8 protein-coding genes are annotated in these 15,546 nt (G+C 47.4%); 3 read left to right on the top strand and 5 right to left on the bottom strand.

Going from position 1 to position 15,546, the window contains the following annotated elements:
• Positions 1-49: 49 nt before the first annotated feature.
• Together HMPREF1212_RS18060 and HMPREF1212_RS18055 are read right to left on the bottom strand one after the other, a co-directional pair.
• A complete protein-coding gene (locus HMPREF1212_RS18060) occupies positions 50-427 on the bottom strand; it encodes a MerR family transcriptional regulator (RefSeq protein WP_028727691.1) in 378 nt (125 codons plus the stop codon).
• A 14-nt stretch (positions 428-441) separates the two neighbouring features.
• Complete coding sequence (locus HMPREF1212_RS18055) at positions 442-1,425, bottom strand: M23 family metallopeptidase (protein ID WP_046150572.1); 984 nt, start codon at positions 1,423-1,425, stop codon at positions 442-444.
• Between the two features lie 96 nt (positions 1,426-1,521).
• On the opposite strand from HMPREF1212_RS18055, the gene alaS reads away from it, so the two are divergent.
• The 3 genes from alaS (at position 1,522) to HMPREF1212_RS18040 (ending at position 8,808) form a co-directional block, all read left to right on the top strand.
• Positions 1,522-4,149 carry an alanine--tRNA ligase gene (alaS, locus tag HMPREF1212_RS18050; RefSeq protein ID WP_046150571.1) on the top strand — a complete coding sequence of 876 codons (2,628 nt, stop codon included), beginning with the start codon at positions 1,522-1,524 and terminating at the stop codon, positions 4,147-4,149.
• Between the two features lie 261 nt (positions 4,150-4,410).
• Positions 4,411-8,040: a glycosyl hydrolase 2 galactose-binding domain-containing protein gene (locus HMPREF1212_RS18045; RefSeq protein WP_046150570.1), complete on the top strand. Its 3,630-nt coding sequence runs from the start codon at positions 4,411-4,413 to the stop codon at positions 8,038-8,040.
• Between the two features lie 204 nt (positions 8,041-8,244).
• On the top strand, positions 8,245-8,808 hold the full coding sequence (locus HMPREF1212_RS18040) for an ORF6N domain-containing protein (protein ID WP_028727695.1): 564 nt from the start codon (positions 8,245-8,247) through the stop codon (positions 8,806-8,808).
• 107 nt (positions 8,809-8,915) lie between these two features.
• Here HMPREF1212_RS18040 and HMPREF1212_RS18035 read toward each other — a convergent pair whose 3' ends face one another.
• The 3 genes from HMPREF1212_RS18035 to HMPREF1212_RS18025 are packed head-to-tail and all read right to left on the bottom strand — an operon-like array spanning position 8,916 to position 15,369.
• Positions 8,916-10,472: a M81 family metallopeptidase gene (locus HMPREF1212_RS18035; protein WP_046150569.1), complete on the bottom strand. Its 1,557-nt coding sequence runs from the start codon at positions 10,470-10,472 to the stop codon at positions 8,916-8,918.
• A gap of 34 nt (positions 10,473-10,506) precedes the next feature.
• Complete coding sequence (locus HMPREF1212_RS18030) at positions 10,507-12,018, bottom strand: RagB/SusD family nutrient uptake outer membrane protein (RefSeq protein WP_046150568.1); 1,512 nt, start codon at positions 12,016-12,018, stop codon at positions 10,507-10,509.
• 12 nt (positions 12,019-12,030) lie between these two features.
• Entirely contained in the window at positions 12,031-15,369 is a 3,339-nt protein-coding gene (locus tag HMPREF1212_RS18025) for a TonB-dependent receptor (RefSeq protein WP_198293288.1), read from the bottom strand.
• Positions 15,370-15,546: the final 177 nt, after the last annotated feature.

The following is a 15,546-nucleotide window of genomic DNA, read 5'->3' as shown; positions in this document are numbered from 1 at the left end:
ATTGTCGGCGAAGATACGTTTTTCTCGCGTAACCTGCTAATTGTTTGACTTAGATTTTGTCTTCCTGGGGTAATTCGGAAGGGTCGAGCGCATCGAAAGCCGCTTTCATGGAAAGCAGTTCTTCCTTGATTTGTTTCAGTTTGTTCACGATCTCTTCCTGCCGGATAGTAGTCTCCCTGTTGTCTTTTAGTTTCTGGCGGGCGCCGGCCAGCGTCATGCCCCGTTCCTTCACCAGATGGAAGATCAGGCGCACGGCATCGATATCCTCCTGCTTGTAGAAACGGGTACCTTTGGCCGTTTTACGCGGGCGGATAATATCGAATTCCTTCTCCCAGAAGCGCAAGGTCGATTCATTGACGTCGAACATCTGCGCCACCTCGCTGATGGAGAAATATAACTTCAGGTTTTTATCTTTATTTAATGCCATCGTCTTAAAGAAGCTTAATCCATTACCTGTCCGTGGTTCTCTGCGATCTGGATCATACGGTCGTATTCTTCAGGTGTGAGATCCATGTAATAGTATCTGGACGGATTGTCGTGTTTACCCCGGACGATCACTTCGTAATGCAGGTGAGGCCCGGTAGATTTACCCGTATTACCCACTTCGCCAATGACTTCGCCGCGTGTCACTTTCTGTCCTACGCGCTTTTTGAATTTGCTCATGTGGCCGTATAAAGTCTGGAATCCGTAGCCGTGATCGATCATCAGGCAATTCCCGTATCCCTGTTTCCAGGCGGCAAAGGTCACTACACCATCGCCGGTTGCATAGATCTCCGTTCCAACCTTGGCGGAGAAGTCCATGCCGGAGTGGAAGCGGGGAGTTCGGTAGATCGGGTCGATACGTACCCCGTAGCCGGATGCCGTACGCCGCAGGTCTTTATTGGAAATAGGCTGGATAGCCGGGATGCAACGGCTCCGTTCTTCCTGGTTCTTACCCAGTTTGATCAGTTCCTCCAATGAGTTGCTTTGTATATAAAGTTGCTTGGCAAGCATATCCATCTTTTGGGTGGTCGAAACGACCAGCTCCGGGTTAGGCAGGTTCAGGAGGTGCTCGTAGCGGTTGGTTCCTCCGAAACCCGATTTACGTACCGACTCGGGGATAGACTCTGCCTGGAAAATGGCACGGTACAGGTTTTCGTCCCTTTGCTGGATGTCGTCCAACACTTCGAGCGCATTGCTCAGGCGGAGCGAAAGTACTTCATACTGAGTCTGCAACAGCTTGTTTTCCTTCTTCATCAGCGACTCTACCGGCGAATCTATCGTATACATCATAATGAAAAAGGCACCGATCCCTATGGCCACTCCGATACTCAAATGACGGAGTACAATAAAGAAACGATCTTTGGCGGAAGGGTAAACACGCTCGTAATTGAGTGTGTTTGGGTTATATAAGTAATATGTTTTTCTTGTTTTAAACAGTTTCATTGAATATTTTATAGCTTGGATACGTGCAAAAATAATAATTTGCTGTACTTTTGCAAATTGTTTTTCAGAATATTAACGAGAACTATATAGTAGATTATGTTGACAGCAAAAGAAATCCGTGAATCGTTTAAAGAGTTCTTCGCTTCCAAGCAGCACCAGATAGTGCCGTCTGCTCCGATGGTAGTGAAGGGAGACCCTACATTGATGTTTACCAATGCGGGTATGAACCAGTTTAAAGACATTATCCTGGGAAATGTACCTATTAAATATTCACGTGTCGCGGACTCACAGAAATGTCTCCGTGTAAGCGGCAAGCATAACGACCTGGAAGAAGTAGGACATGATACCTACCACCACACCATGTTCGAGATGTTGGGTAACTGGTCGTTCGGTGATTATTTCAAGAAAGAAGCCATCAATTGGGCATGGGAATATCTGGTAGATGTCCTGAAGCTAGACCCGAAACGTTTATACGCTACCGTATTCGAAGGAAGCCCTGCCGAAGGTTTGTCGCGCGACGACGAAGCGGCCGGCTACTGGGAACAGTATCTTCCGAAAGACCATATCATCAACGGTAATAAACATGATAACTTCTGGGAAATGGGCGATACAGGCCCTTGCGGCCCTTGTTCGGAAATCCATATCGACCTTCGCCCCGACGAAGAACGCGCTGCTGTAAGCGGTGCCGAAATGGTGAACAAAGACCATCCGCAGGTGATCGAGATCTGGAACCTGGTGTTCATGCAGTTCAACCGGAAGGCTGACGGTTCGCTCGAACCGCTGCCCGCCAAGGTGATCGATACAGGTATGGGCTTCGAACGTCTTTGTATGTCCTTGCAGGGTAAGACTTCCAACTACGATACCGACGTATTCCAGCCGATCATCCAGGTGATCGCTTCCACTACTGGAACCAAATACGGCGAAAACAAACAGCAGGACATCGCCATGCGTGTGATTGCCGACCATATCCGTACGATTGCATTCTCTATCACAGACGGTCAGCTGCCGTCGAATGCCAAAGCCGGTTATGTGATCCGCCGTATCCTGCGCCGTGCCGTTCGTTACGGCTATACCTTCCTCGGACGCCGCGAAGCATTCATGTACGGCTTGCTTCCCGTGCTGATCGAAACGATGGGGGATGCTTATCCCGAACTGGTTGCCCAGAAGACATTGATCGAAAAGGTGATCAAGGAAGAAGAAGAGTCTTTCCTGCGCACGCTGGAAACTGGTATCCGTTTGCTGGATAAGAAGATTGAAGAAACAAAAGGAGCAGGCAAAACCGTTATCAGCGGGGTAGATGCCTTTACCTTATATGATACATACGGATTCCCGTTGGACTTGACCGAACTGATCCTGCGTGAAAACGGCATGGAAGTGAATATCGAGGAGTTCAACGCTGAAATGCAGAAACAGAAGGAACGTGCCCGCAACGCCGCCGCTATCGAAACAGGCGACTGGGTAGTCCTGAAAGAGGGCGAAGCCAAATTCGTAGGTTACGACCTTTTCGAATGCGAAGCCGAAATCCTGCGTTACCGTAAGATCAAACAGAAGAATAAAGAACTGTTCCAGGTGGTGCTCGACCAGACTCCGTTCTACGCAGAAATGGGTGGACAGGTTGGTGATACCGGATGGTTGATTGCCGACGATGAAAAACTGGATGTGATAGATACAAAGCGCGAAAACAACCTGCCGGTTCATTTCGTGGCCCGTTTGCCGAAAGACGTAACGGCTACTTTCACAGCCAAGATCAACGAAAAGAAACGTATCCAGTGCGAATGCAACCACTCGGCTACCCACTTGCTGCACGAAGCGTTGCGCGAAGTATTGGGAACACACGTTGAGCAGAAAGGTTCTTTCGTCTCTCCGGAAGCCCTTCGTTTCGACTTCTCCCACTTCCAGAAAGTGACCGACGAGGAGATCCGCCGGGTAGAAAAGCTGGTAAGCGAAAAGATCCGTGCCAACTTCCCGCTGGAAGAACACCGCAATATGCCGATCGCACAGGCACAGGCCCTGGGTGCTATGGCGCTGTTCGGTGAAAAGTATGGCGATGAAGTACGCGTGGTTAAATACGGTTCTTCCATCGAGCTGTGCGGTGGTACGCATATCCCGGCAACCGGTATGATCGGTTCGCTGCGTGTGGTGGCCGAAAGCTCTATTGCAGCCGGTGTGCGCCGTATCGAAGCGGTGACGGCCGAAAGTGCTGAAGAATATACCTACCATTTGCAGGACTCTTTCCGCGAACTGCGTGCCATGTTCAATAATGTGCCGAACCTGGCTCAGACCATCCGCAAATCCATAGAGGAGAATGCCGAATTGAAAAAGCAGGTAGGCGATTATATCAAGGAAAAAGTGGCGTCGATGAAGAAAGACCTGATCGCTAAGGCGGTGGTACGCCACGGTGTTAAAGTGGTTGTCTTCCGGGGTGAAGCCAGTGTGGATGCCATCAAAGACCTGGCATTCCAGATCAAGGGTGAAAGCTGTACGGATGAGAAAGTGTTCTTCGTTGCCGGAATAAAAGACGGTGCCAAATGTGCTCTTATGGTGATGTTGAGCGAACCGTTGGTTGCCGACGGTATGGATGCCAGTAAGTTGGTTAAAGACGCAGCCAAGCTGATCCAGGGCGGTGGCGGTGGCCAGGCTCACTTCGCAACTGCCGGTGGTAAGAATCCGGATGGCCTGATCCAGGCTGTCGACCAGATCCTTGCAGCGGCTGACTTACAGTAAGAAGATATATATAGAAAATATCCGACTCGGGGTGGTTCCTTTCTGAAGGGAATCACCCTTTTTTTCGGTATTCTCTATACTACAGGCTTTACTTTGTTTAGAGACTACTTTTAGTAACTTATTATTTTCTAAACGTCCTCTATTCACTTAACTTAATAACATAGAGGTAAAAGATTTGGAGTTTTTGCTGTATATTTGCCTGGCTTTCTTTTAGAAAGGAATAATCATGCAAAAAATACAAATCAAGTAGACTTTCATCAAATGAGAAAATGTAATGAACAGCAAGCAGTTTCCCGTACCCTTACTCTTTGTGGCGCAATGGTAGCCTCATTGTTTCTCTGGGGATGTAGCGGAGCAGGTGCAACGGACAAATCATTCGAACGATCGGATTATTATACCCGTGGTATCGGGCAGTATCCCGGTAGTCCGAAGGAGGATTTCTCTCCTTCCCTGGTTCCGGATCAGGCGAATTATCGGAATATAGCTTTGTTGCGTTCCGCTTTCAATTCGTCCAGCCACGATTATAACCTGACGGCGCAGTTGGCTACCGACGGTATCGTGACGGATAAGCAACCGCAGTATCTGAACCTTTCAACTCCTGCCGGAGATGCTCCCCGACGCGAACGCGAATGGATGATCGACGAGGGACCTTATTCGAGGAATACGATCGAAGGGGAGGATACCTGGTTTCAGTTCACTTTGAATGAGTATAGTAAATCTGTCGAAAAAGTACATCTGATAGGTAATCTGATTTATAATGACCAGTTGGCAAAAGGCGGTTTCGAGATCGTTTGCCAGGGTTCGAACGACGGACAGAACTGGACGGAAATAGGCAAGCTGAGCGGTAACGGAATGCCGGGCGAAGCGATGCGCCGCCGTGTTCCCGTGACCGACCCGAACAAGCAGACCGAACAGATTTCCATGCCGGTTCGCAAACTGGACGAAACGATCACTTTCAATACGGAAGAGGCTTTCTCCAATTACCGCGTATTGTTGAAAATGACCGGTGCCCACAGCTGGGTATTTACGGATGTCAACTTCTATAATAAAGACGGACTGGTGGAAATGAAACCGTCGCAATTCTTTACGAGTGCCTGGATGAGTGCCACTACGGGTGAAGAATGGTTGTACGTGGATCTGGGAAGCCGGTCTGAATTCGATAAAGTGATCCTTCACTGGATCAACAAAGCCGTAAAAGGTAAGGTGCAGGTGTCTGACGATGCCACACAGTGGACGGATGTTGCCGACCTGCCGGGCGGTGACGGCCTGACGGATGAAATTACGCTGGGTGGCGGCAAGAAAGCCCGCTACGTGCGTATCCTGATGCAGGAGCCGGCTAACGACAGCCGTTATATCCTGAGCGAACTGGAGGTGATGGGTAAAGGGGGACTGGTTCCTCAATGTGCCGCTGCACCTGCTGTTTCGGATGGTGAGATTTATTTGTCGGGAGGAAACTGGCGGCTTCAACGGGCTTCGGAAGTGAATGCCACAGGCGAACAGATCTCTACCCCGGACTTCAAGCCGGAGAACTGGATTATGGCTACCGTTCCGGGTACCGTATTGAGCAGCTACAAGAATATCGGGGCTATTGCCGATCCGAATTATGCGGATAACCAGTTGCAGATCTCCGAGTCGTTCTTCAATTCCGATTTCTGGTATCGCGACGAGTTCGATGTGCCGTCCGACTTTACACAGGATCGTGTATTCCTGAATTTCGACGGTATCAACTGGAAAGCGAATGTATATGTGAACGGTAAGCAGGCAGGCCGTATCGAAGGTGCCTTTATCCGTGGTAAGTTCGATGTGACGGACTTGATCGTGCCAGGTAAGAATGTGGTTGCCGTGGAGATCATCAAGAACCAGCATATCGGTGCCATCAAAGAGAAGAATGTACAGAGCACGGACTTCAACGGGGGCATCCTGGGGGCTGATAACCCGACTTTCCATGCCACGATCGGCTGGGACTGGATCCCGACGATGCGCGGACGTAATATAGGAATCTGGAACGATGTGTTCCTGACGACTACCGGTAAAGTAACGGTGGCCGATCCGCTGGTACAGTCTGTATTGCCGTTGCCCGATACGACTTCGGCTAAACTGACGGCGGAAGTGATCGTGAAGAACCATGACGCGAGTGCGGTAAAAGGTACCCTCGAAGGTAAGATCGGTGATATCACTTTCCAGCAGCCGGTGGAACTGGCGGCAGGTGAGGAGAAAGCGGTTGTTTTCGACGCTAAGGACTTTCCGCAGCTGAATGTACAGAACCCGCGTCTGTGGTGGCCTAAAGGGTATGGCGAACCTAACTTGTATGATGCCAACTTTACTTTCAAGATAGACGATAAGGTGTCAGATACCAAAGACTTTAAAGTGGGTATCCGTCAGATGACCTTCAATGAAGATAACCAGATCCTGAGCCTGTTCGTTAACGGCCGCCGTTTTATCGGTCGTGGCGGTAACTGGGGCTTCAGCGAATCGAACTTGAATTATCGTGCCCGCGAATATGATATCGCCGTGGCTTATCATGCCGATATGAACTTTACGATCATCCGTAACTGGGTAGGTATGATTGGCGATGAGGAACTCTACGAAGCCTGCGACCGTCATGGTATTATGGTTTGGCAGGACTTCTGGCTGGCTAATCCGTCCGACGGCCCCGATCCTTACTATCCCGAAATGTTTATCGCCAATGCGGAAGATTACGTGAGACGTATCCGCAGCCATGCATCTATCGGTATCTATTGCGGACGTAACGAAGGTTTCCCGCCCGAACAGATCGACAAGGAGCTTCGCCGGATCGTGAAAGACGAGCATTCCGGTATTCATTATATATCCAGCTCGGCGGACGACGTAGTGAGCGGACATGGCCCGTACCGTATGCTTCCGGCAAAGGAATATTTCACGCTGAAGACCGGTAACGATAAGTTCCATAGCGAACGCGGTATGCCGAATGTGCTGACTTATGAAAGTATGCTCCGTACCTTCTCGCCGGAAGGACTCTGGCCGCAGGGCAACCAGTGGGGGATGCACGACTATACCCGTGAAGGGGCTCAGGGGGCTACTTCTTTCAACGAGATCATTGCAAAAGGATATGGCGAGCCGCGCAGTGCCAAAGAGTTCTCCGAACTGGCGCAGTGGGTGAATTATGATGGTCACCGCAGTTTGTTCGAATCCCGTAGCCAGAACCGTAAAGGCTTGCTGATGTGGATGAGTCATTCTTGCTGGCCTTCTATGGTATGGCAGACGTACGATTATTATTTCGAGCCGACGGCTGCTTACTTCGCTATCAAGAAGGCGTCCGAACCGCTGCATATCCAGTGGAACCCGGTAACCGACGAGGTGGAAGTGGTGAATTACAGCGGTGGCAACCGTAAGGGCCTGACTGCAAAAGCGCAGGTGCTGAATATGGATGCTTCCGTGGCCTGGGAAAAGGAAGTGGCTATCGACAGCAATGAAGATACAACTAACAAGTGCATCAAGCTGGAATTCCCGGAAAACCTGTCGAAGGTTCATTTCATCAAGATGGTATTGACGGAGAACGGCGAGGTTGTTTCTGAAAACTTCTATCACAGAAGCTTGGAAGAAAACAACTATCAGGAGCTGCGTAACCTTCCGAAGGTGGCTCTGAAGTCGGATGTCACGATCAACAAGGAAACAGACGGTAACTGGACTGCAACGGCTGTGATTGAGAACCCAACGTCTACTCCGGCCCTGATGGTTCGCCTCAATGTAGTGGGTGGTACGGATGGATTGCAGTTCCTGCCGATGTTCTACTCCGACAACTACTTCGCCCTTCTCCCCGGAGAAAAGAAAGAGGTTCGTTTCCATTGGAAAGACGAAGATACCAGAGGAAATACACCGAGGGTAGTGGTTTCAGGATATAATGTAGAGTAAAACAAAGTAAACCTGTTGTTATAGCAGGTGAATAACTCATATGAAAAAGGTGAGCGGCTACCATAGCCGTTCACCTTTTTCTGTTATGAAGTACGACTATCTGGGAAAATCCCGTCAGGTAATAAAAAATAAGGGTTTAAATATGCTGAAAACAAATAATCGTTATCTTTACTGCATTAAGATTAATCATATAATATTAAAACTATGAATGAATTACAATTAATCCAAAGCAAGATCTATGAAATAAGAGGTCAAAAGGTGATGCTGGATTTTGATTTAGCTGAAATGTACGGAACTGAAACAAAGTATTTGAAGCGTGCTGTTAAAAATAACATCAAAAGATTTCCTTCTGATTTTATGTTTGAACTAACAAAAGAGGAGTTAGAGAGTTTGAGGTGCAATTTTAGCACCTCAAAAAGAGGTGGAACCCGTTATATGCCCTTTGCATTTACTGAACATGGCGTTGCTCAACTTTCTTCTGTATTGAATAGTGACATAGCAATAGAGATAAATATACAAATAATCCGTGCTTTCATAACGGTTAGACAGTTGATATTGAATCCCCCGGCAGATATGGTTATAGAACTTAAGCAGGAAATAAAAGATTTGAAAGAATATATAGAAGAAACGTTCACAGACTACAATGACATCAACGAGGATACTCGGATACAGCTGGAATTGATTAATAAAACACTGGCTGAGTTGCAGGTGCAAAAGAAGCTGTCAGATAAGCCGCGCAACCCGGTCGGATTTGTGAAATCAAAGTAATAATATCTATTTATTGAAACACGGACAACGCGGAATATGCGGATTAGAAGTTGTATTTTTATCTTTATCCGTGATATTCCGCGATCCATGTTTAGTAACGGTAATTTTTATCTACCGTACAAGTGTTGTGCAGAAGGAACCATGATCACGTTCAATTCCGGATCAGCCATGTCTGGATCGATCGGGAACATCGGTCTCACGATATTTTTATATGGAAGCTTCTTGAAGTCCTGATCCACTCCGCCTCGTGTAAATGCCATCACCCAATCCGCTTGTATATTGTACCATTGGTTTACAAGGTAACCTTGTTTTACCATTACGATATCCATTTCTTTCGGATCGATTCCTGAACCTTCCAGGTTCGGAGTGGGAGACGATGTACCTACTACCACATAAATACTTCCGGTTTTTACGATAGCGATATCCCTTTTGCGTCTCCAGGATTCCGCATTCTTGTCATCTTCCGGGCTGACATAAACCACGGTACCCGACAATTTCACGGGGCCTTCGTAGGAATTATCTACCATAGCACCTACCATGCCTTCTACGTGTCCGCCTACGCCGACCTTACGTGCCTGCTTAACTACCTCTTCTCCGGGGATGGAACAATAAAGAACGCTCTTTCCTTTATCGCTCTGGAATTCCGGACGCTTCAAGAGTCTCGCCAAAGTCCAAGTGACTTCACCTGAGCCTCCTCCGCCAGGGTTATCTCCCATGTCACTGATAAAGAAAGGCTTCTTTTTACTTGCTACTGCCAAATCGATACATTCTTCGAGTGAATATCCCGGAGCTTCCAGTGAGAATTGCTTACGGACATCCCAGAATTTTTGGGCGAGTTTCTTCGCCCCGGCTTTCACCTGTTCTTCATCGTCACCGTAAACCATCACGACTCCTTGGTTCCTCGGGTTGTCTCCCCAAACATAACCGATCCATATGCCCGCATCTATCACTCCTGGCATGGCTTCAACTTCGGGAACCAATGCGTATAGCGATTTTGCAGGTTCGACGCGGGTACTCGACCATTCGCCGGATACCAAGACAGGAACAGCCACCCATGCCTTGTAGGCCGGACGTCCTTTCCCTGATTCAAGACGTTCCAACAAATTAACGACCCCTCGTCTGTGCGATTCGCGGGAATCGGCATGTGGTGCCTGGCGATATGTCGTAATCAAATCAGAGTTGAGAGCCACCAACCAAGAAGGATTTCCGTGAAGATCCATCGTGGTAGTAACCAAAACATCGTTTCCGATCAAGCTACGCACCTTTTCCATAAATTCACCTTCAGGATCGGCTACGCCTTCCACGCTACAAGCTCCGTGGTTATAAAACCAGAAAGCATCGTATGGCATATTAGCCTTGATCATCTCCAATGATTTTTCTACAAACGCATCGTACGACTCTTTTGTCACGGGGCCTCTTCCACCGCCATAGCCAATCTGGGCGGGAAGCCAAGTAGCTGCCTGCCCCATAGCCGAGTCAGGGCTGATATAGTCCGGCATTCTTACGGGGTGTCCTACGAGCGGTTGCCTATTCGGGACGAACACGCTGTTTTCTATCTGTATACCGGCAATACCGATACGCGGTTTTTTCTTCTGTCCAAAGGCCTCTCCGACGAACGATACGGCCAGAAGACAGATTCCGAGCAATAATAGATTTCTTTTCATACTGTTATGATTTATACAAGTTGTTGTTTCTTTATTAATTCTTTATTAAACCGCCACTTATGTCAATCTCGGTTTGAGGTATAGGCAATACTTCCGCACCGGCGGCGAAAGGAGTCTTAGCTCCAAATTCCACCTTCTTGGTTCCGTTAAAGACTTTCTCGCCCCATCCTACTCGTACCACATCAAAGAACCGGAAACCTTCCAATCCGAACTCCAGATGACGCTCGTTCATGATGTCTTCAAATAATTTATCTCCTGTATTGTTCTTAGGAGCCAGGTTGACATGACTTCTTACCTCGTTCAGATATTTTTGTGCATTAGCGATATCGCCACTGAAATAACAAGCTTCGGCATAGTTCAAATATACTTCCGCGAGGCGGATAAGCCTGAGGTTTGTCGGTTGGTTATTCCCTCTGTTCTCTTCTCTCTCCCCGGGGGCAAGATACAATTTGCGATTATACCAACCGGTTCGGTCGTCCGTAATGGGTGCCACCTCACCTTTAGCCGCAGTCTCGATCTCTATGGCCTCTTGCGTGGAAAGGAGTGTCGTATTCTTTCGTATGATATCCCCCTCGGCATCATAAGCGTCGGCCAGGGCCTGGGTAGGCTGTGCGCAACCGAAACCGATCGTCATATTTCGGGGCATGGACATCAATACGTGACGGTTACCGTTATTTACATTATACGAGCTTTGAGTTGTGGAAGTATACATATTTATTTCCAGGATAGATGCGGAACAGTGTTCCCCTTTCAAGGAGAATTGCCAAGCGTATTCTTCCGGGCTCACCAGGCTATATTCGCTACCGCATTCCTTTTGGAAATTCTCGAATGCCTTTTTTACCTCATCGTACTTTTTCTGATAAAGGTAAACACGTGTTTGCATGGCAATGGCCGCACCTTTGGTGATTCTTCCTGCATAGCTTGCATCGTAGTTTGCGATCTCACTTTTCTTAGGCAAAGCACTAACCGCATCGTTCAAGTCTTGTTCGATAACAGCATATACTTCCTCAACGGTCGAACGTCCGAGTCTTTCATGGGCAAGATCCAGGACTTCCGTATAACAAGGAACACCGCCAAAGGTTTTCACGAGTTCGAAATAGGTATAGGCGCGGATAAACTTGGCCTCACCAATCATTTGTTCCTTATTGTACGTCGAGAAAATGGCATCCTCGGCCGTTTCCATGTCCTGTAAAAATAAATTCGCTTTATTGATACATTGGTAAGAATACCGGTATTTGTTCAAAATCTCGGTATGATCTGCCTGATACTGAAAATTCTCCATCAACGTGAAGGTCTGTGCATCGTTCGAAGAACCGCTATAAGTTGCGTCGTTCGACAATACGTCTCCGAAACATTGCATCGACCAGGTGTAACGGAAGTCTTTCATACCTGAATAGACAGCTGTCAAACGCAAGAATGCTTGCCGTTCTTCTGTTAGCTTTCCAGCCTCCGGGCTACCTAACGGTGCCAAATCCAAATCCGCGCAACTGCTGAATCCTGTTAATATCGCGAGTGCGATTCCTATGATATATTTGTTTTTAAACATAACCTTATAAATTTAAAAAGTAACATTAAAACCACCGGTGAATGATCTGTTCTGAGGATAGATACCGTAATCTATACCTCTGGATAAAGAGCTCGACTGACCTACTTCCGGATCCATACCCGAGTAACCGGATATCGTAAACAGGTTCTGACCGCTTACATAAAAACGCACCTTTTGAAGTTTTATCTTCTGTGTGAGAGAAGCGGGTAGGGTATAACCCAGTTGGGCGTTTCTCAATCGGAAATAAGTGCCGTTTTCCACGTACATGTCTGAGAAACGGTCATTATCGTTTACGTCCGTAGCCGTCAGGCGAGGGATGTCCGTATTTGTATTGGTAGGCGTCCAATAATTCATTAACGCTCTATCTTTGTTCGTTATATCGTTCGGGAAATAGGTGTAATAACGCATCGCGTTAAATATCTCATTACCGATCGTTCCACCGAACTGCAAATTGAGGTCGAAGCCTTTCCATGCCATACCGACGGTGATACCGTATATGATATCCGGAATAGGATTACCGATCATGCATCTGTCACTCGAGTTTAACTTGTTGTCGCCGTTCGTGTCCACAAACAATACATCACCCAATTCGGCATTAGGCTGGAAATCTGCCCGCTTAACGGCATCCAGCTGCTCCTGTGTTTGGATAAGCCCGTTTGTCTTATAACCCCAGAATGCGCCGATAGGCATACCTTCATTCGTGTAGGTGAGGTACATGGTTCCGTTTCGGAATGGCCCGTCGGAAATAGGCGTACCACCGTTCAATTTCGTCATCCGGTTACGGATGGTCGACATATTCATTCCCACGTTGTATTCGAAGCCGCTTTCGGTCTTGTCTCTCCATTCGAGATTCAACTCGACACCGCGGTTGTTTGCCTCACCGATATTGGTGTAGGTATTATTCGCATATCCCATATAGATAGGCATAGGAGCCGCAAGCAACATATCCTTCGTTGTCTTGTAATAATACTCGAAGCTGAAAACCATCCGGCTGTTAAAGAAGCTCGCGTCGAGACCGATGTTAAGGGATTCTGTGGTTTCCCATTTAATATCCGAATTGCCTAATCTTGCCACGGCAATACCCTGATACAAGGTTTCATTCTCCCTTGCTCCGAATAAAGCACCGTATGACGCGTTCAATGACAGCAAACTGCGATCCACATAATCGGTAATATTCTGATTCCCGATCCGTCCCCAGCCCGCACGAAGTTTTAGGGAAGAAACCCAATCGGCGTTCAGACTCTGGAAGAACTTTTCGTTATCCATTCTCCAACCCAAAGCGAACGAGGGGAAGTTACCCCAGCGGTTCTTGGAAGAGAATTTAGAGGAACCGTCTCGACGGAAAGTGGCCGTGACGAGGTATTTGTTATCGTAATCGTAGTGTACGCGGCCCAGATAAGACATCAAACCATATTCCGTAGCGCTATTGCTTGCCGTGGTCTTGTTCTTATCCAGCGTAGCGTCTACATAGTGTAGGTTATCCGACTCACCGATAAGATCTCTTGCGTTTACGCTCAGGCTTTCCCGCTTACCCCATTCGTTGGTATAACCCACGAGAGCGGATATGGAGTGTTTCTTGGCAAACTTCTTCTCATATGAAAGGGTATTCTCAAATGTATAGTAGTATCCTTTGGTCTGCGACTTCGATAAACTACTTTCCAGATTTCTCTGGCTAGAGGATACCTGATAGACAGGCGAGAACGTTTTATTGTCGACTCTTCTGATTTCCGCTCCGAAGCTACTCTTGAACTTCAATCCTTTTATAATCTGCCATTCACCATACATATTGCCGATGAAAGCAAGTCTCTCCCGTTCATTGTCCCGGTACATGATGCTTGCTAACGGGTTATAGTAGTCAATATAAGGAGAGTAACCGTACGAACCGTCCGCATTTCGGGCAGGAGTTACCGGATCGAGGCGGAGTGCGTTACTTACGACACCATAGTCGGCGTCGTACACATTGCTACTGTTGCGCTCGCTGATACTCGCATCGGTAGATCTTGCGATCGACGCGTTGGTACCTACTACCAAATGATCCTTGATCACTGTTTTTTCCGTACTTTGACGGACACTGAACCGTTCATAATTGGATTTCTTGATCGTTCCATCTTGATTGATATAATTCAAGCCCAGATTGAATTTATAGTCATTCTCTTTACCGCCGCTTATGCCGACACTGTAGTTGTGCATAAAGGCTGTATGCGTGATTTCGTCCATCCAGTTGGTGGAGACGTTACGATTGACAAGGCTCAAGTCGATGGGAACACTTCTTACGCCGTTCAACTGTTCCTGATAGTCGTACCATTCCTGACCTGACATCAAATCGATGTTATTCAATATCTTGTTCATTGACCAATACGCGTCGAACGTGACGGTGGTTTTTCCTACGGCACCTTTTTTCGTAGTGATAAGGATTACGCCGTTCGCGCCACGGGAACCGTAAATAGCGGAAGCGGAAGCATCTTTAAGTACTTCCATAGACTGTATGTCCGACGTGTTCAGGTAGTTTATATCCGTCACGGGCATCCCGTCTACGACAAACAATGGTTCTGCATCGTTTACCGTACCGACACCTCTGATACGGATCGTGGCGGCGGAACCCGGAGATCCGGAACTGGAAGTAACGGATACGCCGGTAGCCAGGCCTTGCAATGCAGAAGAAACATTGGCTACAGCTTGGCGAGCGATTTTCTCCTCGCTCACGGATGAGATAGCTCCCGTGATATCGCTTTTTTTCATCGTACCGTAACCGACAACGACCACTTCGTCCAACGTCTGCAGGTCTTCCTTCAGGACGATTCTCAGCGACTGTTGCTGTCCGACGGGTACTTCTCTGGTTATATAACCGATATAGGAGACCACCAGGACAGCCGATTGGGGAATGTTGTTAAGAGCGAAGTCGCCGTTTATACTCGTGATAGAGCCGGTCGTTGTCCCTTTCACCATTACATTGGCACCGATGACCGGTTCGCCGTTTTGATCTACTACCACACCGCTCACATTTTTGTCCTGTTGGCTGATAGCCGGGCTCATGTTTGATGCAGTTTCCTTTTTTAAAGTCAGGATAATATTCTTATCCAATACTTCATATTTTATATCTGTATTCCTGAATAGATCGTTCAACACTTCGAATACGTCTTTCTGGCTGGCATGGATAGATACCAGTTTATTTGTATTCACTTGCTTCGTATTGTAAAAGAATTTGAATTCCGACTGGGATTCAATATGGTCCAAAACCGTTTGTATGGTTTGATTCTTAGCCTCGACAGACAATGAGGTTGTCTGACTATACGTATTTGCCGCGTTTACTATAGTAAGGGTGGCGACTAGCAATAATGCAGTTATTTTCATACGTAAGAGTATTTTCGTTTTGATATTACTTCTTTTTCGCATAGATTTACAGTGTTTTAATGGTAAACAAAAATGTAAGCTTGTTGCCTCAAGCGTCGTTTTTTTTCCACACGAATAGATACGCCAATATTTATTCGTGTGTTTTTTCTTTATGGATCTCTTGCTTTCATGATCGTT

The organism is Parabacteroides sp. HGS0025, from assembly GCF_000969845.1.
GTDB lineage: Bacteria > Bacteroidota > Bacteroidia > Bacteroidales > Tannerellaceae > Parabacteroides > Parabacteroides gordonii.
Note: the sequence above shows the minus strand (reverse complement) of the source record. Positions and strands in the feature narration are given on the sequence as shown.